General features: G+C 63.8%; 12 protein-coding genes and 2 tRNA genes. 13 read left to right on the top strand and 1 reads right to left on the bottom strand.

The features are described from left to right. Nucleotides 1–91 precede the first annotated feature (91 nt). On the bottom strand, nucleotides 92–1,045 hold the full coding sequence (locus ACWCOP_RS10220) for a radical SAM protein (protein ID WP_478248180.1): 954 nt from the start codon (nucleotides 1,043–1,045) through the stop codon (nucleotides 92–94). Nucleotides 1,046–1,205: 160 nt separating this feature from the next. Between ACWCOP_RS10220 and ACWCOP_RS10215 the strand changes: the two genes are divergently transcribed. The 13 genes from ACWCOP_RS10215 (at nucleotide 1,206) to rpoC (ending at nucleotide 19,658) form a co-directional block, all read left to right on the top strand. Beyond that, nucleotides 1,206–1,279 (top strand) — tRNA-Gly (locus tag ACWCOP_RS10215). Between the two features lie 50 nt (nucleotides 1,280–1,329). After that, nucleotides 1,330–2,730, top strand: a complete 1,401-nt coding sequence (locus ACWCOP_RS10210; protein WP_478248179.1) for a 2OG-Fe(II) oxygenase family protein — start codon at nucleotides 1,330–1,332, stop codon at nucleotides 2,728–2,730. Nucleotides 2,731–2,866: 136 nt separating this feature from the next. Beyond that, on the top strand, nucleotides 2,867–4,042 hold the full coding sequence (gene tuf, locus ACWCOP_RS10205) for an elongation factor Tu (protein ID WP_478248164.1): 1,176 nt from the start codon (nucleotides 2,867–2,869) through the stop codon (nucleotides 4,040–4,042). Between the two features lie 328 nt (nucleotides 4,043–4,370). Beyond that, a complete protein-coding gene (locus tag ACWCOP_RS10200) occupies nucleotides 4,371–7,259 on the top strand; it encodes a TonB-dependent receptor domain-containing protein (RefSeq protein ID WP_478248178.1) in 2,889 nt (962 codons plus the stop codon). 231 nt (nucleotides 7,260–7,490) lie between these two features. Further along, nucleotides 7,491–7,566: transfer RNA gene (locus ACWCOP_RS10195), tRNA-Trp, on the top strand. Between the two features lie 65 nt (nucleotides 7,567–7,631). Next, the gene (gene secE / locus ACWCOP_RS10190) at nucleotides 7,632–7,928 is read left to right on the top strand and encodes a preprotein translocase subunit SecE (protein ID WP_478248177.1); all 297 of its coding nucleotides are present in this window, start codon (nucleotides 7,632–7,634) and stop codon (nucleotides 7,926–7,928) included. A gap of 4 nt (nucleotides 7,929–7,932) precedes the next feature. Beyond that, entirely contained in the window at nucleotides 7,933–8,466 is a 534-nt protein-coding gene (gene nusG / locus ACWCOP_RS10185) for a transcription termination/antitermination protein NusG (RefSeq protein WP_478248176.1), read from the top strand. 135 nt (nucleotides 8,467–8,601) lie between these two features. Continuing rightward, nucleotides 8,602–9,033 (top strand): 50S ribosomal protein L11, encoded by a 432-nt coding sequence (gene rplK / locus ACWCOP_RS10180; RefSeq protein ID WP_478248175.1) that lies wholly within the window; start codon nucleotides 8,602–8,604, stop codon nucleotides 9,031–9,033. A 2-nt stretch (nucleotides 9,034–9,035) separates the two neighbouring features. Further along, a complete protein-coding gene (gene rplA, locus ACWCOP_RS10175; protein ID WP_478248173.1) occupies nucleotides 9,036–9,746 on the top strand; it encodes a 50S ribosomal protein L1 in 711 nt (236 codons plus the stop codon). 310 nt (nucleotides 9,747–10,056) lie between these two features. Then, nucleotides 10,057–10,572 carry a 50S ribosomal protein L10 gene (gene rplJ, locus ACWCOP_RS10170; protein ID WP_478248172.1) on the top strand — a complete coding sequence of 172 codons (516 nt, stop codon included), beginning with the start codon at nucleotides 10,057–10,059 and terminating at the stop codon, nucleotides 10,570–10,572. Nucleotides 10,573–10,626: 54 nt separating this feature from the next. Next, on the top strand, nucleotides 10,627–10,995 hold the full coding sequence (rplL, locus tag ACWCOP_RS10165) for a 50S ribosomal protein L7/L12 (RefSeq protein WP_478248171.1): 369 nt from the start codon (nucleotides 10,627–10,629) through the stop codon (nucleotides 10,993–10,995). Nucleotides 10,996–11,259: 264 nt separating this feature from the next. After that, nucleotides 11,260–15,339, top strand: a complete 4,080-nt coding sequence (gene rpoB / locus ACWCOP_RS10160; RefSeq protein ID WP_478248170.1) for a DNA-directed RNA polymerase subunit beta — start codon at nucleotides 11,260–11,262, stop codon at nucleotides 15,337–15,339. A gap of 92 nt (nucleotides 15,340–15,431) precedes the next feature. Next, the gene (gene rpoC, locus ACWCOP_RS10155; RefSeq protein WP_478248169.1) at nucleotides 15,432–19,658 is read left to right on the top strand and encodes a DNA-directed RNA polymerase subunit beta'; all 4,227 of its coding nucleotides are present in this window, start codon (nucleotides 15,432–15,434) and stop codon (nucleotides 19,656–19,658) included. Nucleotides 19,659–19,711 lie beyond the last annotated feature (53 nt).

The following is a 19,711-nucleotide window of genomic DNA, read 5'->3' as shown; positions in this document are numbered from 1 at the left end:
CCCAACATCGGGCGAATTCAGCCCTAGATTTGAGGCTTTGCGCCGGTCATAAAGTGTCAATTATGGGCGGTATTGCCGTGGAAACGCGGCTTCAGGAGCAGCTGGCTCCGCCCAGAACGCAGAACTGGGCGCAGAATTTGTGGTTCAGAGCCACCGGCCGCAGGGCGTCTGCGAGCGTCGCGCCCATTTCAAACGCCTCGTCATAGGAGATCAGCGTGCAGGCCAGCACAACCGGGCGGTCCGCGCCGCGCCGCTTCACCACCATGCGGCTGGACGCGCACATGATCGAGGCGGGGTCCTTGCCCAGGATATCCCAGCACGCGGTGGTGATTTCGGGCGGATCGCCGTCCGGGTCCATCTCCGGGAATATCACGAGGCGCGAGGGGTCTTCAGCCGGGATGTCCGCGCCGAGGCTTTCAAACAAACGGGCGAAGCCGGCGCGGGCGCCCGCCTCATCTTCTTCGAACACCGACCGCCCGGCTGCGGAGAGCCTGAAGCCGTGACGCGCCAGCCATTGCACGCCTTCGAGCGTCGCCTCAAAACTGCCCGCCCCGCGCTCGGCGTCGTGGGCGGCGCGGCTGTGGTGGTCGATGGAGATGCGCAAGGTGAGGCGGCTCCCGAAAGCCGCCTGCAGGGCCAGCAGCGCCTGCTGCACCCTCGGGCGCATCATCGGCTTCATGGCGTTGGTGAGAATCAGCACCTCGTGGCCACGCTCCAGCGCCATTTCGGCCAGGCGCGCCATGTCGGGATTCATGAAGGGCTCGCCGCCGGTGAAGCCGATTTCGCACGGGCCCAGGCCCAGCGCGTCGATCTCGTCGAGATACGGCGCCACGTCTTGCGGCGTCAGATACACCAGCCGGTCATTGGTGGGCGAGCTTTCGATATAGCAATTGGCGCACGCGATATTGCACAGCGTGCCGGTGTTGAACCACAGCGTCTCCAGCGCCCGGAAATCCACCCTGGCGCGGGTCTCGCCGCGGGCGGTGACCTGGGGGTCGGAAAATTTCAGGAGGGTGCGTTGGGGGGAGAGGTCGTCAGGGGTCAAGCCGGGGCCTTCATTGCGTTCGCGTTATTTTTTAAAGCTATAACGCGAAGCGACGCGGCGCCAAGCCGAAGGCCCATCACAAGGCCGAGAGCGGGGCGATCGCCGCGTACGGCGCTTGGCAACCGCTCGGCCGGTCTGATACATACCGGCGCTGGCTTTTGCGGGTATGATGTAATGGTAGCCTGTCAGCTTCCCAAGCTGAACGCGCGAGTTCGATTCTCGCTACCCGCTCCAGGTTCACCGCTGCTGAGGCCTGAACCTGCTCCTGTCGCCGCCGCCATGTCATGGTGAATACGGCGTTCACCGATCTGCTGCGGCGTGCAACCGCCCTGAAGTCCAGCGGCAGGATGGGCGAGGCGCTGGAGCTGTACCGCCAGGCGGTGACTGAGCATCCGGAAAGTCCGATCGCGCAGCACAATCTCGCCGCCGCGCTTGGCGATGCGGGGTCGTTCGGAGAGGCGGCGAAGGTCGCCGAAGCTGTGCTCTCCACCGGGTTCGACGCCGCGGAGACCTGGCTCGTGCTGGCGCGTGCGCAGATGAATCTCGACCTTTACGAGCCGGCTCGCAAATCGTTCGAGGCGGTGATTGCGCGCCGGCCCGACATGGTGGCGGCCTATTACGAGCTGTGTCAGCTGATCTGGATGTACACCGGCGACGCTGCGCAGGCCCTGGCGCCCATCGAGGCCGCTCTGACATCGTCCGCCGACGCGCCGGGGCTTCTCTATGTGCGCGCCAAGGTGCTGGAATCCATCGGCGAAACCGGCGCCGCCTGCGAGACCATGGCGCGCCTTTGCGCCGCGCGTCCCGGTGATTTACAGCCGCACCTGACCGCCAGCTATCTCAGCGCCGAGGCCGGCAGGCCCGAAGAGGCGATTCATTACGCCGAGCGCGCGCTGCGCCTGGCGCCGGGATCGTCCGAGGCGCTGCTGGCGCTCGCCTGCGCGCAACTGGCCAATGGCCGGCCCGACGAGGCGGCCAGCCTCGCCGGGCAGGCCCTGGCGCGGTCCCTCGACGATCAGTTCGCACTGGCGGTTCTCGCCGCCGCGTGGCGCGGGGCGGGCGACCCGCGCGCGGCGGAGCTTTATGACTATGAGAGCTTCGTCCATGCCGGCGTCATATCGCCGCCGGCCGGCTGGGCGACGCTTGAGGCGTATCTGGGCGATCTGTCCGGTGAACTGAAGGCGGCCAATCCCTACACGGCCTCACCCTTTGGCCAGTCGGTGCGCAATGGCAGTCAGCGCCCGGACATCCTGCAGGCGGGCACGCCGGCGATCAGCGCCTTTGCAGAGGCGGCCGATCCTGTGATCCAAACCTTCATGGCCAAACTTGGCGAGGGCGCAGATCCGGTGCGCCGCCGTAACACCTTGCGCTGGCGCCGTCACGGCGTCTGGTCTGTCTGGTTGCGGCCGGGCGGGTTTCACACAGACCACGTCCATCCCAGCGGCTGGCTCTCATCGGCCTTCTACGTGGAGGTCCCGCCCTGCGTGAACGAGGCCGGCCGGCAAGGCTGGATCGAGTTCGGACGCCCCGGCGTGCCTGTGTCGCCTCGCCTGGCCGCAGAGCACGCGGTGCGTCCGGAGCCGGGGCTTCTGGTGCTCTTTCCCTCTTATATGTGGCACGGGACCGCGCCGTTCTCCGGCGAAGCCGCCCGTCTGACCATGGCGATGGACATCGTCCCGGCCTGAACCCCTGCGAGGGCGGCGCGCGATCTCGGCTAATGGGCCTTGCCATGGGACGGATCGGGCGTTATGCCCCGCGCTCAGTTTTTGAGGCGGCCGCGCGCGCCGCCCGTGTGCAGTCCGAAGCGTGAGGATCACGACGATGGGTAAGGAAAAGTTTCAACGGTCTAAGCCGCATGCCAACATTGGCACGATCGGTCACGTGGACCATGGCAAGACGACGCTGACGGCTGCGATCACGAAGTATTTCGGCGATTTCCGTGCGTATGACCAGATTGACGGCGCGCCTGAAGAGAAGGCGCGCGGGATCACGATCTCGACGGCTCACGTGGAGTATGAGACGGAAAACCGTCACTACGCCCACGTGGACTGCCCGGGCCACGCCGACTATGTGAAGAACATGATCACGGGCGCGGCGCAGATGGACGGCGCGATTCTTGTGGTGAACGCGGCTGACGGCCCCATGCCGCAGACGCGCGAGCACATTCTTCTGGCCCGCCAGGTGGGCGTGCCGGCGCTTGTTGTGTTCCTCAACAAGGTCGACCAGGTGGACGACGCCGAGCTTCTGGAGCTTGTGGAGATGGAGGTTCGCGAACTTCTGTCTTCGTACGATTTTCCGGGCGACGACATTCCGATCATCGCCGGCTCTGCGCTGCATGCGATGAACGGCACCCAGCCTGAAATCGGCGAGGAGAAGATCCGCGAGCTGATGGCGGCTGTGGACGAGTTCATCCCGACGCCGGAGCGTCCCATCGACCGTGACTTCCTTTTGCCGATCGAGGACGTGTTCTCGATCTCGGGCCGGGGCACGGTTGTGACGGGCCGGATCGAGCGCGGCATTGTGAAGGTGGGCGAAGAGATCGAGATCGTGGGCATCCGCGACACCGTGAAGACGACGTGCACGGGCGTTGAGATGTTCCGCAAGCTGCTCGACCAGGGCCAGGCTGGCGACAATGTGGGCGTGCTGCTTCGCGGCGTGGACCGCGAGGGCGTGGAGCGCGGCCAGGTTCTCTGCAAGCCGGGCACGATCAAGCCGCACAAGAAGTTCGAGGCCGAGGCCTACATCCTGACGAAGGAAGAGGGTGGCCGTCACACGCCGTTCTTCTCCAACTATCGTCCGCAGTTCTACTTCCGCACGACGGACGTGACCGGCGTTGTGACCTTGAAAGAGGGCACCGAGATGGTGATGCCGGGCGACAATGTTGAAGTGGTGGTGGAGCTGATCAACCCGATCGCGATGGAAGAGAAGCTGCGCTTCGCCATCCGTGAAGGCGGCCGCACCGTGGGCGCCGGCGTGGTCTCGAAAATCCTCGAGTAGACGCCAGCCGCCTCACCGCAGGCGACTTTAGACAGGACGGCCCGGAGCTCACGCTCCGGGCCGTTTTCGTTTAAGGGGAGGGTGAGGGGCTCAGCGTTGACACGTGCGGCCCGCGCACCGGTGTCCGGGCGCCCCAAAAGCCATTCAACATCACGCTGTTTTCTTCGTCCGTGGGCGAACTGCTTGCAGCAAATTTGTCACAGACGCGCGCTTGTTATCCATTAGCCGCGTGTGGGGTTTGCTGTGTTCATTAAAAAGCATTTAGGCTCGTCACATACGGATCATAAATTTGTTGTGGTCCGTAATTGCTGCAATCGGGGAGACTATGATGCAAAGCAAGCAACTTAAGGCGTGGGCCCTTGCCACCACGCTGCTGTCCGGAGCCGGCTTGTCGGCGCCGGCGTTCGCACAGGACGCGGATGCAGAAGAAGCTGGTTCACCGACGGACGTGATTCAGGTCACCGGTTCGCGTGTTCGTAACGCGAACCTGATCGCCACCAGCCCGGTGACCCAGGTGGACGCTGCGGAATTCACCCTGTCTGGCACGACGCGGGTTGAAGACCTGCTGCGCACCCTGCCGCAGGTGACCCCGTCGCTGGACTCCTTCTCGGTGAACCCGTCCACGGGCACCGCTTCGGTCGACCTTCGCGGTCTTGGCACGAACCGGACCCTGGTTCTGGTGAACGGCCGTCGCCTTCAGTCGGGCGGCATCCGCACCCAGGCGCCTGACCTCAACCAGATTCCGTCTGCGCTCGTCGAGCGTGTTGAGATCCTGACCGGTGGCGCGTCGTCGGTGTACGGCGCCGACGCCGTGGCCGGCGTTGTGAACTTCATCGTGAACCGGGATTTCGAAGGCATTGAGATCAACGCCGGCATTTCCGGCTATCAGCACAACAACCGCAACGCCTACATGCAGGGCCTGCAGCAAGCCGCCGGCTTTGAATTCCCGGACGGCGCCAGCGACATTGACGGCCGCGCTTACGACATCGACATGACGATGGGGTCGAGCTTCGCGGACGGCCGCGGCAGCGCCAGCGGCTACATCACCTATCGCAAGAACGAAGAACTGTTCCAGGGCGACCGCGACTACTCCAACTGCGCCCTGAACGCAGCCGGTACGGCGTGCGGCGGATCCTCCACTGCGCCCATCGCCAACTTCCTCGCCAGCGGTAACACCACTAACGGCGCTTTGAGCAGCGACTTCATCAGCTTCGACGAGACAGGCACGTGGCGCGCCGCGCTGGGCCAGATCTACAACTTTGCGCCGGTTAACTTCTACCAGCGTCCGGACGAGCGTTGGACCTTCGGCGCGTTCTTCAACTACGAAGTCAACCCGATGTTCCGGCCGTATCTGGACTTCTCGTTCGCGAACACGAACACCGATGTTCAGATCGCTGAGTCAGGCACGTTCTTCACCGATACGCTTGGTTTTGAGTGCAACGATCCTCTGATCAACTCGCTTTGCACGGACATCGGCGTCATTCCCAACCCCAACGGCGCGGACATTTCGCTGTCTGTCGGCAAGCGTAACGTCGAAGGCGGCGGCCGCGTGTCGAGCATCGATTCGTCGGCCTGGCGCTGGACTGCTGGCACCGAGGGCGACCTTGGCGGCAGCTGGTCCTATGACGCGTCGTTCAGCTTCGCTTCGACCTCGTCCAGCGAAATCACCCAGAACGACTTCCTTCGCACGCGGACCCGAGACGCCCTGCTGGGTTGCCCGACCGGCGCGTTCGCCGGCTGCATTCCCTACAACCCGTTTGTCCCGAACGGCGTAACGCCTGAGGCGGCGGCCGGACTCGCCGGCACCGGTGTTCTGACCGGCCGGACCGAGCTGATCACGGCCAACAGCTATGTCACCGGCGATATCCCGGTGTCGCTGCCCACCGCCACCAGCCCGGTTTCGGTCGTGGCCGGCGCCGAGTATCGGCGTGAAAGCTACCGCACCATTGCTGACACCAACATCCAGACCGGCAACTTCACCGGTCGTGGCGGTCAGACGCCGCCTATCGGTGGCGAGTACAATGTGTGGGAGCTGTTCGGCGAGGCGTTTGTCCCGCTGCTGCAGGACGCCCCGTTCGCTGATGAGCTGGTTCTCGAGCTTGGCTACCGGTACTCCAACTACAACACGTCCGGCGGCGCCTCGACCTACAAGACGCTGCTGTCGTGGACTCCCAACGACATCGTTCGTGTTCGTGGCGGGTATAACCGCGCGATCCGTGCGGCGAACGTCTCAGAGCTGTTCCAGCCGACCGCTGGCGGCCTGTGGGGTGGTGAAGATCCCTGCGCCACCACGACTCCGCTGTTCACGGCCGCCCAGTGCGCCCTGACCGGCGTGTCTGCGGCTCAGTACGGCAACATCAACGCCAGCCCCGCGTCTCAGTACAACCAGATCACGGGCGGCAACCCCGGCCTTGATCCGGAATCGGCTGACACCTGGACGTTCGGCGTGGTGCTCACCCCGCTGAGCAATGTCAGCCTCACCGTCGACTATTACGACATCACCATCGCAGATCGTATCGGGGCGGTCGGCGCTTCGAACATCGTGCGCGGTTGCGGTCTGACCGGAGATCCGGGCCTGTGCTCGCTGATCTCGCGTAACGCGGGGTCAGGTGACCTTTGGTCCGGCACGGCCGGTGAGCCTGGTAATGGTGTCGTCCGTAACCTGACCTCCAACTTCGGCAACCTGGTCTGGCGCGGCGTTGACTTCAACCTCGCATGGGCCGGTGAACTGCCCCGCGTTGGTGGCAATCTCAGCGCCGTGTTCAACGGCTCGATCGCGCTCGAGCAGACCGTTGATCCGCTTCCCGGCGTCAACGATGCTGCGAAGTACGATTGCGCCGGCGTCATCAACCCGGCCTGCTCCACGTCTGATTGGCGTCACACGGCTCGTGTGAGCTACGATGTCGGCAGCTGGTGGTCCGCCTCGCTTCGCTGGAGGTACTTCAGCGAAATGGACTACACGCTCCAGAACGGCACGGCTGGCGCCACCGACCGTATCCTCGTCAACAACGGGAATACGCTCGACGCGATCAGCTACTTTGACGTCACTGGTCAGTTCGACGTTCGTGAGAATGCGAGCCTGACCCTGGGTGTGAACAACATCCTCGACGAAGAGCCGCCGCTTGTGGGCGCCGGGCTGGCTGACAACGCCAACTCGCTCACCGGCTACGACCAGGCGGGTCGTTACCTCTTCGGACGCATCAGCCTGCAGTACTAAGTGCTGGCTGTCTGAAGACTTGGTTGAAGACTGCGGCGGCGGGCCATGCCCGCCGCCGTTTCTTTTTTTGAGAGGCCGTGGTGCGGAGCCGCGCGGAGCGATGACGCACTTTTCTCACATCAGGGCTTTCCATGGCCTCTGTATCTGGTTAAAAGACCGGCTTCTGAATGAACGGCCCGTTCGATCCGGCGCGACGCAAAAGCGAGCCGGGTGGTGCGGGCCGCCGGTTCTAGGGGTGTAGCTCAGCTGGTAGAGCGACGGTCTCCAAAACCGTAGGTCGGGGGTTCGAGCCCCTCCGCCCCTGCCAGTCGCCGGCGACCAGCCACCGGCGCGATACGAGCGGCCGAGCCGAAGGGACGAAACGTTTTAAGCATGGCGAGAAACACGAAAAACCGCCAGCCCGCATCGACGGGATCCAGCGGCAAGGCCGGCGCGTCTTCAAACGCCGCCGCCTCCGCGCCTGCGCGCAAGAAAACGACGAACCCGCTCAAGTTTTTCTCCGAGGTACGTCAGGAGGGCCGCAAGGTCACCTGGACGAGCCGGCGCGAGACAATCATCTCCACCATCATGGTGCTGGTCATGGCGACCATCGCGGCGATTTTCTTCTTCGCCGTCGATTCGCTGATCGGTGTCATTATCGATTTCCTTCTCGGTCTTGGAGCGTCTTAGAACCATGTCGGCGAAGTGGTATATCGTTCACGCCTACTCCAACTTCGAAAAGAAGGTGGCCGAGGCGATCCGCGCCGATGCGGCGATGAAGGGTCTTCAGGACAAGTTTGAAGAAATCCTCGTGCCGACCGAAGAGGTCGTAGAGGTGCGCCGCGGCCGCAAGATCAACGCGGAGCGCAAGTATTTTCCCGGCTATGTCCTGGTGAAGATGGACATGACCGACGACGCCTATCACCTGGTGAAGAACACCCCCAAGGTCACCGGCTTTCTGGGCTCGGGCAAGCGCCCGCTCGCGGTGCCCGAGGGCGAGGTCAAGCGCATCATGGGGCAGATGGAGGACGACGCTGAAAAGCCCCGTCCCACCGTCACCTACGATATCGGCGAGACCGTGCGCGTCACCGACGGCCACTTCCAGAGCTTCAACGGCATTGTCGAGGAAGTCGACGATTCCAAGGGCCTTTTGAAGGTGGCGATCAATATTTTCGGCCGGGCGACCCCGGTCGAGCTGGAATACGGCCAGGTGGAAAAGACCACCTGACGTAAATCGGTGCGGGAGGGTCCGGGAAGTCCATTCCGGGTCCGTGACCGCGCCGCCCAACAAGGATCGGGCCATGGGGTCCGGTTCGTCATCAACTGACGCGCCGCCGATGCGGTGCGAACAGAAGGTAGGGACATGGCGAAGAAGATCACAGGTTATATCAACCTGCAGGTTCCCGCCGGCGCGGCGAACCCGAGCCCGCCCATCGGGCCGGCCCTGGGTCAGCGCGGCGTGAACATCATGGAATTCTGCAAGGCGTTCAACGCCAAGACCCAGGAGATGGAAAAGGGGATGCCGATCCCCACGACCATCACGGTCTATCAGGACAAGTCGTTCACCTTCATCACCAAGACCGCGCCCGCCGCGTTCTTTTTGAAGAAGGCCGCCAAGGTCCAGAAGGGCTCGGTCGAGCCCGGCAAAGCGGCTCCGATCGCCCAGGTGACCAGGGCGCAATGCCGCGAGATCGCCGAAGCCAAGATGAAAGATCTGTCCGCGAACGATCTGGACGCGGCGCAGAAAATCATCGAGGGCTCCGCGCGCTCCATGGGCTTTGAGGTGGTGGGTTAATCATGGCCAAAATTGCAAAACGCATCGCCGCCGCCCGTGAAGGCATCGACCGCGACAAGATGTACGCGCTCGACGCTGCGGTGAAGATGGTCAAGGACCGCGCCAAAGCGAAGTTCGACGAAACCATCGAAGTCGCCGTCAATCTGGGCGTTGATCCGCGTCACGCCGACCAGATGGTTCGCGGCGTCGCAACGCTTCCCAACGGCACCGGCCGTTCGGTGCGCGTGGCCGTGTTCGCCAAGGGCGCCAAGGCTGAAGAAGCCCTGAAAGCCGGCGCGGACGTGGTGGGCGCCGAAGACCTGGTTGAAAAGGTCCAGGGCGGCGAGATCAATTTCGACAAGGTGATCGCCACCCCCGACATGATGCCGCTGGTCGGCCGTCTGGGCAAAGTGCTCGGCCCGCGCGGCATGATGCCGAACCCCAAGGTCGGCACCGTGACCATGGACGTGGCCAAGGCCGTGGAGAACTCCAAGGGCGGCGCCGTCGAGTTCCGCGTGGAGAAAAACGGCATTGTCCACGCCGGCGTGGGCAAGGCGAGCTTCTCTGAAGCCGCCCTGGTGGAAAACATCCGCGCGCTGCTGCAAGGCCTGATGAAGGCCAAGCCGGCCGGCGCCAAGGGCGTGTACATGAAACGCATCGCGCTGAGCTCCACCATGGGCCCGGGCGTGAAGATCGACACCGCCGAAGCAAGCGTGACCACCGAGGCCGCGTAAGCACGGCGTATGAGTTACCCCGCACCGGCCTGGCCGGAGCGGGGGTGTAGGACCGGGGGAAGGCTCGCCTTGTTCCGGTCCGACCTGTCCGAGATCCCGGGGGAGGGGGCGTTCAGCGCCGCCTCTTAATTCATCCGGCCCTGGGTGAGACAGAGCGACAATCGATTTATCCGGCGGATCCGCCGGGTTGTCGGTTCGAGCCCTGGGGCAGGCGCATCGCCGGTTGGCGGTTTCGCTCCTTGGGGCGGAGACGTCGTCCGGCGGCTTGAGCGAGCCGTCCACGGGGGACGGCTCAACTAGGGAGACCGCAATGGATCGTATGACCAAAGAGACGGCGGTCCAGGAGCTGACGGATATCTTCGCCAGCACCGGATCCGTCGTTCTGGCCAACTACTCCGGCCTTACCGTTGCGGAAATGACGAAGCTGCGCAGCCAGCTTCGCGAGCAGGGCGGCGCGCTCAAAGTGGTGCGTAACCGTCTCGCGAAGATCGCGTTGAAGGGTCAGAAGGGTGAAGCGGCGGCCTCGATGTTCGAGGGTCCGATCGCCATCGCCTATTCCGACGATTTCACCGCGGCGCCTAAAGTGGCCGTCGAGTTTGCGAAATCGAACGACAAGTTCGAGATCGTGGGCGGGTTCATGGAAGAGGAAGTCATGGACGCCAAAGGCGTCGACGCCCTCTCCAAGATGCCGTCGCGCGAAGAACTCATCGCCACCGTCGTCGCCCGTCTGCTGGGTCAAGCCAGCGAAGTCGTCTCGCGCCTCACCGCGCCGGGCGCCACGCTGTCCGCCCAGATCCAGACGATCAGCGAGCAGGCCGAAAGCTAAGTCGTCTCCGCACATCTTCGAACCGACACCTGACACACGCAAGGAAACAAACACATGGCCGACGTCGCCAAACTCGCCGAAGACCTCCTGGCTCTCACCATCCTGGAAGCCAAGGAACTCAACGACATCCTGGAAGAAAAAGGCATCAAGCCGGCCGCCGCCGCCGTGGCCGTTGCTGGTCCCGCCGCCGCCGCTGAAGCGGTCGAAGAGAAAGACGAATTCGACGTCATTCTCGTCTCCGCAGGCGACAAGAAGATCAACGTGATCAAGGAAGTCCGCGCCATCACCGGCCTGGGCCTCAAAGAAGCCAAGGACCTGGTGGAAGCCGGCGGCAAAGCCGTCAAAGAAGGCGCCAACAAGGCCGAGGCCGAAACGATCAAGAAGAAGCTCGAAGACGCTGGTGCGAAAGTCGAGCTTAAGTAGGCCGCTTCAGGTGAGGGCGCTTCGCGCCTGATCCTGACGGTTTTCGAACATCCGGCGGGTGCGCGGGGACAGGATCTCTGCGCGCCCGTCGGGGCGTTCGAATAAAGAATTCGCCGACTGGTCCGTCCGTCCCGGGGCCGATCGGCGCTTCAGGCAGTTCGCCGCCCCTTGTCAGGCGGACGCCTGGACTTCTCCGGGACGGCCGACGGGGCCGGAGCACCCCGATGCAAGCGCGAGGCTATTGAGCCTTCGAAGGGAGCGGAAATGGGTCTGTCGTTCACCGGCAAGAAGCGCATTCGCAAATCATTCGGTCGAATTCCCGAAGCGGTTGAGATGCCGAACCTCATCGAGGTTCAAAAGCACTCCTATGAGCAGTTCCTGTTGAAGGACACAGCCACCGCGGACCGGCCCGACGAGGGTTTGCAGGCGGTTTTCAAGTCCGTGTTTCCGGTCAAGGACTTCTCCGAGCGCTCCGTGCTCGAGTTTGTGTCCTATGAGTTCGAACCACCGAAATTCGACGTCGAGGAATGCATTCAGCGCGATATGACCTATGCGGCTCCGCTGAAGGTCAAGATGCGTCTGATCGTTTTCGATGTGGATGAAGAAACGGCGGCGCGTTCGGTCAAGGACATCAAGGAGCAGGACGTCTACATGGGCGATATCCCGCTCATGACCGACAAGGGCACCTTCGTCATCAACGGCACCGAGCGGGTGATCGTCTCCCAAATGCACCGGTCGCCCGGCGTGTTCTTCGATCACGACAAGGGCAAGACCCACGCATCGGGCAAGTATCTGTTCGCCGCGCGCATCATTCCCTATCGCGGCTCGTGGCTGGATCTTGAATTCGACGCCAAGGACATCCTGCACGTCCGCATCGACCGGCGCCGCAAGCTGCCGGCGACGACGCTTCTCTACGCGCTCGGCCTCGACAAGGAAGAGATCCTCGCCACGTTCTACGACCGGATCGTGTTCGAGCAGGTCAAGAACGGCTGGACCATGCCGTTCCTCAAGGATCGCTGGCGCGGTGTGAAGCCGCAGCGCGATCTGATCGACGCCAAGACCGGGGAGATGGTCGCGCCGGCCGGCAAGAAGCTGTCGGCGCGCGCCGCCAACAAGCTCGCCGATGACGGCCTTGAAAAGCTGCTGGTGAGCGCCGAAGAGCTCCAGGGCCGTTTCGCGGCGGTGGACCTCGTCAACATGGAGACCGGCGAAGTTTACGCCGAGGCCGGCGACGAGCTCACCGAAGAAGTGATGGCCGTCCTCGCCGAAGCGGGTGTGGACACGCTGGACGTGCTCGACATCGATAACGTCTCGGTCGGCGGCTACATGCGCCAGACCCTGGCGGCCGACAAGAACGACACGCGCGACCAGGCGCTGGTGGACATCTACCGCGTCATGCGTCCGGGTGAGCCGCCGACGCCGGAAACGGCCGAAGCGCTGTTCAACGGCCTGTTCTTTGATTCCGAGCGCTACGACCTGTCGCCGGTCGGCCGTGTGAAGATGAACATGCGCCTGGATCTGGAATGCCCGGACAATGTGCGCGTGCTTCGCAAGGAAGACATCATCGCCGTCCTGAAGGTCATTCTCGGCCTGCGCGACGGCAAGGGCGAGATCGACGATATCGACAATCTCGGCAATCGCCGGGTGCGTTCGGTCGGCGAGCTCATGGAGAACCAGTACCGCGTCGGTCTTCTGCGCATGGAGCGCGCCATCAAGGAGCGCATGAGCTCGGTGGATATCGAGACCGTCATGCCCCACGACCTGGTCAACGCCAAACCGGCGGCGGCGGCGGTGCGCGAATTCTTCGGCTCCTCGCAACTGTCCCAGTTCATGGACCAGACCAACCCGCTGTCGGAAGTCACCCACAAGCGCCGCCTCTCGGCGCTTGGCCCGGGCGGCCTGACGCGCGAGCGAGCCGGCTTTGAAGTGCGCGACGTGCACCCGACCCACTATGGCCGGATCTGCCCGATCGAAACGCCGGAAGGCCCGAATATCGGCCTGATCAACTCGCTTTCGACCTATGCGCGGGTGAACAAGTACGGCTTCATCGAGAGCCCCTACCGCAAGGTGGAGAACAGCAAGCTCACCGACCAGGTGGACTATCTCTCCGCCATGCAGGAAGCGCGCTTCACCATAGCCCAGGCCAACGCCACCGTGGACGAGAACGGCATGCTGGCGAACGAGTTCGTCAACTGCCGCGTCGGTCCGGGCCGTGACGCGACCCTGATCCCCAAAGAGGACGTGGACTATATCGACGTGTCGCCGAAACAGGTCGTTTCGGTCGCCGCCTCGCTGATCCCGTTCCTGGAAAACGACGACGCCAACCGCGCCCTCATGGGTTCGAACATGCAGCGTCAGGCCGTTCCGCTGGTCAAAGCCGAAGCGCCCCTCGTGGGCACCGGCATGGAAGCGGTCGTGGCCCGCGATTCCGGCGCCGCCATCGCGGCGCGCCGTGAAGGCGTGGTCGAGCAGGTGGACGCCCAGCGGATCGTGATCCGGGCGACCGGAGATATCGGCGCGGCCGAAAGCGGCGTCGACATCTATCGCCTGGCCAAATTCCAGCGCTCCAACCAGTCCACCGCGATCAACCAGCGTCCCATCGTGAAGGTGGGCGACGTGGTCCATCAGGGCGACATCATCGCCGACGGCCCGTCGACCGATCTCGGCGATCTGGCGCTCGGGCGCAACGTGCTCGTCGCGTTCATGCCCTGGAACGGCTATAACTTCGAGGACTCCATCCTCATCTCCGAGCGCATCGTGCGCGATGACGTGTTCACCTCCATCCACCTCGAGGAATTCGAAGTGATGGCGCGCGACACCAAGCTCGGCCCGGAAGAGATCACCCGCGACATCCCCAATGTCGGCGAGGAGGCCCTGCGCAATCTCGACGAGGCGGGCATCGTGGCGATCGGCGCCGAAGTGGAAGCCGGCGACATCCTGGTGGGCAAGGTCACGCCCAAGGGCGAAAGCCCGATGACGCCGGAGGAGAAACTCCTGCGCGCCATCTTCGGTGAAAAGGCGTCCGACGTTCGTGACACCTCGCTGCGCTTGCCGCCGGGCACCACCGGCACGATCGTGGAAGTGCGCGTCTTCAACCGCCACGGTGTGGACAAGGACGAGCGCGCCATCTCCATCGAGCGCGACGAGATCGAGCGCCTTGGCGAAGACCGCGACGACGAGCTCGCGATTCTCGAGCGCGACATTTTCGGCCGCTTCAAGGAGATCCTTCTGGGCAAGAAGGCCGTCGCCGGCCCGAAAGGCTTCAAGAAGGGCGAGGTGACCGAGGAGTCGCTGGCCGAGACGCCGCGCTCGCAGTGGTGGAAGATCGGTCTCGACGACGAGAAGGCCATGGCCGAGGTCGAGGCGCTGAAAGCCCAGCACGACGAGGGCAAGGCGCGCCTGGACCGCCGCTTCGAGGACAAGGTCGAGAAGCTGCAGCGCGGTGACGAGATGCCGCCCGGCGTGATGAAGATGGTCAAGGTCTTCGTCGCGGTGAAGCGCAAGCTTCAGCCGGGCGACAAGATGGCCGGCCGTCACGGCAACAAGGGCGTGATCTCCAAGATCAACCCCATCGAGGACATGCCCTTCCTGGAAGACGGCACGTCGGTGGATATCGTTCTCAACCCGCTGGGCGTGCCTTCGCGGATGAATGTGGGCCAGATTCTCGAGACCCATCTGGGCTTCGCCTGCAAGGGCCTGGGCCGTCAGATCGGCGAGGCCTACGAGGCCTATATGCGCACCGGCAAGTCCGACGAGCTCAAGCTGTCGCTCAAGAAGGCGTACGGCGAGGACCAGGAGCTGCCGGAGACCGACGCGGAGCTCGCCGAGCTGGGCAAGAACCTGGCCAACGGCGTTCCCATCGGCACGCCCGTCTTCGACGGCGCGCGCGAGCCGGACATCGTCGAGCACCTCAAGCTCGCCGGGTTTGACGAGAGCGGCCAGTCGATCCTGTATGACGGCCTGACCGGCGAGCAGTTCCGCCGTCCGGTCACCGTGGGCATCAAGTATCTCTTGAAGCTTCACCACCTGGTGGACGACAAGATCCACGCCCGTTCCATCGGCCCGTACTCGCTCGTCACCCAGCAACCGCTGGGCGGCAAGGCGCAGTTCGGCGGCCAGCGCTTCGGCGAGATGGAAGTGTGGGCGCTGCAGGCCTACGGCGCCGCCTATACGCTGCAGGAGATGCTCACCGTGAAGTCGGACGACGTGGCCGGACGCACCAAGGTCTATGAGGCCATCGTGCGCGGCGACAATGCGTTCGAAGCCGGCATTCCCGAGAGCTTCAACGTGCTGGTCAAGGAGATGCGTTCGCTGGGTCTCAATGTCGAGCTGACCAATCAATAGCTCGCGATCCGAATAAGCCGACGCGTTTGGATATCTAAAGGCGGCGGGCCGTCCCCTCGGACCCGCCGCCGCCACCGTCAAGGAGACGGACCATGAACCAAGAGGTCATGAACATCTTCAATCCCTCCGTCGAAGGCCCGTCCTTCGACCGGATCCGGATTTCGCTCGCCAGCCCGGAGAAAATTCTCTCCTGGTCCTTCGGCGAGGTGAAGAAGCCCGAAACGATCAACTACCGCACGTTCAAACCGGAACGCGACGGTCTGTTCTGCGCGCGGATCTTTGGTCCGACGAAGGACTATGAGTGCCTGTGCGGCAAGTACAAGCGCATCAAGTACAAGGGCATCATCTGCGAGAAGTGCGGCGTTGAAGTGACGCTCGCCCGGGTCCGGCGCGAACGCATGGGCCATATCGAGCTGGCCGCCCCGGTGGCGCATATCTGGTTCCTGAAGTCTCTGCCGTCGCGCATCGCCCTGATGATGGACATGGCCCTGAAAGACGTGGAGCGCGTGCTCTATTTCGAGGCCTATATCGTCATGGAGCCGGGCCTGACCCCGCTGCAGCAGACCCAGCTTCTCACCGAAGAAGAGTACTACGAAGCGGTCGACGAGTACGGCGAGGACGCCTTCACCGCCGGCATCGGCGCCGAAGCGATCCGCGACATCATGATCAGCATGGACCTCGAAAAAGAGGTCGAGCGCATGCGCGAGGACATGAAGGAGACCGGCTCGGAGCTGAAGCTGAAGAAGCTGGCCAAGCGCGTGAAGCTCATGGAAAGCTTCATGTTCTCCAAGAACAAGCCGGAATGGATGATCCTCACCGTGGTGCCGGTGATCCCGCCCGAGCTGCGCCCGCTGGTGCCGCTGGACGGCGGCCGCTTCGCCACGTCCGATCTGAACGATCTCTACCGCCGGGTCATCAACCGCAATAACCGCCTGAAGCGCCTGATCGAGCTGCGCGCGCCGGACATCATCATCCGCAACGAAAAGCGGATGCTGCAGGAATCCGTCGATGCGCTGTTTGATAACGGCCGCCGCGGCCGCGTGATCACGGGCGCCAACAAGCGCCCGCTGAAATCGCTCGCCGACATGCTCAAGGGCAAGCAGGGCCGCTTCCGTCAGAACCTGCTCGGCAAGCGCGTGGACTATTCGGGTCGCTCGGTCATCGTGGTGGGTCCGGATCTGAAACTGCACGAGTGCGGCCTGCCCAAGAAAATGGCGCTGGAGCTGTTCAAGCCGTTCATCTATGCGCGCCTTGACGCCAAGGGCCTTTCGGGCACCGTCAAGCAGTCCAAGAAGATGGTCGAGAAAGAACGCCCCGAAGTCTGGGACGTGCTGGACGAGGTGATCCGCGAGCACCCGGTTCTTCTGAACCGTGCGCCGACGCTGCACCGTCTGGGTATCCAGGCGTTCGAGCCCAAGCTCATCGAGGGCAAGGCGATCCAGCTTCACCCGCTGGTTTGCGCCGCGTTCAACGCCGACTTCGACGGCGACCAGATGGCCGTTCACGTCCCCCTGAGCCTTGAGGCCCAGCTGGAGGCGCGCGTCCTGATGATGTCGACCAACAACATTCTCAGCCCCGCCAACGGCAAGCCGATCATCGTGCCGTCGCAGGATATCGTGCTGGGTCTCTACTACCTCTCCATCGCCAAGGACGGCGAGCCGGGCGAGGGCATGGCGTTCGGCTCCATGAGCGAGCTTGAGGCCGCGCTGGACGCCGGGGTCGTGGGTCTGCATGCCAAGATCAAGGCGCGCTACGAGACCGTGGACGAGAACAACAAGCCCATCGTCAAGGTGATCGACACCACGCCGGGCCGGATGAAAATCCTCGAGCACATGCCGCACCACCCGCTGCTGGGCTCGAAAATGCTCGACACCCTTCTGACCAAGAAGGCGATCGGCGGCATGATCGACGAGGTCTACCGCCATACCGGTCAGAAGGCGACGGTGATCTTCTGCGACAAGATCATGGCGCTCGGTTTCCGCGAAGCGGCCCGCGCCGGCATTTCGTTCGGCAAGGACGACATGCTGATCCCGGACGCCAAGGCGGTGCTGGTGGGCGAGACCCGCTCGCTGGTGGCCGATTACGAGCAGCAATATGTGGACGGCCTGATCACCAAGGGTGAGAAGTACAACAAGGTCGTCGACGCTTGGGCGAAGTGCACCGACAAGGTCGCCGACGCCATGATGGACGAGATCTCCAAGCCCATCGCCATGGAAGACGGCCGTGAAGGCGAAGTGAATTCGGTCTTCATGATGGCCCACTCCGGCGCCCGCGGTTCGAAGAACCAGATGAAGCAGCTCGCCGGCATGCGCGGCCTGATGGCGCGTCCGGACGGCTCCATCATCGAGACGCCGATCATCTCCAACTTCAAAGAGGGCCTGACGGTTCTCGAATACTTCAACTCCACCCACGGCGCCCGCAAGGGCCTGGCCGACACGGCTCTGAAGACGGCGAACTCGGGCTATCTGACCCGTCGTCTGGTGGACGTGGCCCAGGACTGCATCATCACCGAAACCGATTGCGGCACCTCCGACGGCATCACCATCGGCGCGGTCGTGGACGGTGGCGATGTGGTGGTGAGCCTGGATCAGCGCATCCTGGGCCGCTACACGGCCGAGGAGGTCAAGGATCCCTCCTCCGGCGACGTGCTGGCTCCGGTGGACACCTATCTGGACGAAGATCTCGCGCTGGCCCTCGACCATGCCGGCGTGACCACCGTCAAGGTGCGCTCGCCGCTGACGTGCGAAACGCGCGTGGGCGTGTGCGCCACCTGCTACGGGCGTGATCTGGCGCGCGGCACGAAGGTGAACATGGGCGAGGCGATCGGCGTGATCGCGGCCCAGTCCATCGGCGAGCCGGGCACCCAGCTGACGATGCGGACCTTCCACATCGGCGGCACAGCCCAGGTCTCCGAGCAGTCCTTCTATGAATCCACCTATGAAGGCCAGGTCGCCTTCACCGACCGCTCCACCGTGAAGACGGCCGACGGCTCCTTCATCGTGATGAGCCGGAACATGCAGGTCGCGATCACCGACAAGGACGGCAAGGAGCTGGAAAGCTACAAGCTGCCCTACGGTGCCCGGGTGCGTCTGGACGCCGGCGACAAGATCAAGCGCGGCACGCGTCTGGCCGAGTGGGACCCGTACACCATGCCGATCGTCACCGAGGTGGGCGGCAAGGTGAAGCTGGTCGACCTGGTTGAAGGCGTGTCGGTGCGCGAAGAAACCGACGAAGCCACCGGCATCGCCTCAAAGGTGGTGATCGACTGGCGCGGCACGGGGGCGAAATCCAACGCGCTCCAGCCTGCTGTGATCATCTCCGACGATCAGGGCGAGCCGGTGCGCCTGCCCAACGGCTCCACGGCCAACTACATGCTGTCGGTGGGGGCGATTCTCTCCATCGCCGACGGCGACAAGGTCCTGCCGGGCGAGATTCTCGCCCGCGTGCCGACCGAAGGCGCCAAGACCCGCGACATCACCGGGGGTCTGCCGCGCGTGGCCGAACTGTTCGAAGCGCGCCGTCCCAAGGACCACGCCGTCATCGCCGAGATGACGGGCCGCGTGGAATTCGGCCGCGACTACAAGAACAAGCGCCGCATCGCCATCGTGCCCGAGGGCGAGGACGCCGAAGCGGTCGAATACCTGGTGCCCAAGGGCAAGCACCTGACCGTGCAGGAAGGCGACATCATCCAGCGCGGCGAGTATCTGCTCGACGGCAACCCGGCGCCGCACGACATCCTGCGCATTCTCGGCGTCGAGGCGCTGGCCGACTACCTGATCAACGAGATTCAGGAGGTCTACCGGCTCCAGGGCGTGCCGATCAACGACAAGCATATCGAAGTGATCGTGCGTCAGATGCTGCAGAAGATGGAAGTGCTGGACTCCGGCGATTCCGGCTATCTGGTCGGCGAACATATCGACAAGCTGGAATTCCTCGAAACCAATGAGGGGCTTGAGAAGCGCAAGAAGAAGCCGGCGCGCGGCGAACCGGTTCTGCTGGGCATCACCAAGGCGAGCCTGCAGACCCGCTCCTTCATCTCCGCAGCCTCCTTCCAGGAGACCACCCGCGTGCTCACCGAAGCCGCCATCCAGGGCAAGGTGGACATGCTGGAGGGCCTCAAGGAGAACGTCATCGTCGGCCGCCTCATTCCGGCCGGCACCGGGGGCCTGATGCGCGAGTACCAGGCCGTCGCCGACGAGCGCGATCGCAAGCGCGTCGCCGAACAGGAAGCCGCCACCGCAGCGTCCGGCGCAGAGGCCCTCCCGGCCGAGATCGCCGAAGCCGCCGAAGCGGAAAGCGCTGAAAGCGGAGAGGGCTAAGCCCTCCACCCGTTCTTCGGGGCCCGCAACCTGAGAACGCCCGCTGGAGCGAT

This window comes from Apolloniradiicaulis salifontis, from assembly GCF_053756655.1.
The sequence above is the reverse complement of the archived record's forward strand: the minus strand, read 5'-3'. Positions and strand labels throughout refer to the sequence as shown.

Excerpts from the sequence above, each read along its gene's own strand:
- secE (WP_478248177.1), top strand. The coding sequence starts at position 7,632 with ATGGCGAGAAACACGAAAAACCGCCAGCCCGCATCGACGGGATCCAGC.
- rplA (WP_478248173.1), top strand. The coding sequence starts at position 9,036 with ATGGCCAAAATTGCAAAACGCATCGCCGCCGCCCGTGAAGGCATCGAC.
- rpoC (WP_478248169.1), top strand. The coding sequence starts at position 15,432 with ATGAACCAAGAGGTCATGAACATCTTCAATCCCTCCGTCGAAGGCCCG.
- ACWCOP_RS10210 (WP_478248179.1), top strand. The coding sequence starts at position 1,330 with ATGGTGAATACGGCGTTCACCGATCTGCTGCGGCGTGCAACCGCCCTG.
- rplJ (WP_478248172.1), top strand. The coding sequence starts at position 10,057 with ATGGATCGTATGACCAAAGAGACGGCGGTCCAGGAGCTGACGGATATC.
- nusG (WP_478248176.1), top strand. The coding sequence starts at position 7,933 with ATGTCGGCGAAGTGGTATATCGTTCACGCCTACTCCAACTTCGAAAAG.
- tuf (WP_478248164.1), top strand. The coding sequence starts at position 2,867 with ATGGGTAAGGAAAAGTTTCAACGGTCTAAGCCGCATGCCAACATTGGC.
- rpoB (WP_478248170.1), top strand. The coding sequence starts at position 11,260 with ATGGGTCTGTCGTTCACCGGCAAGAAGCGCATTCGCAAATCATTCGGT.
- ACWCOP_RS10200 (WP_478248178.1), top strand. The coding sequence starts at position 4,371 with ATGCAAAGCAAGCAACTTAAGGCGTGGGCCCTTGCCACCACGCTGCTG.
- rplL (WP_478248171.1), top strand. The coding sequence starts at position 10,627 with ATGGCCGACGTCGCCAAACTCGCCGAAGACCTCCTGGCTCTCACCATC.
- rplK (WP_478248175.1), top strand. The coding sequence starts at position 8,602 with ATGGCGAAGAAGATCACAGGTTATATCAACCTGCAGGTTCCCGCCGGC.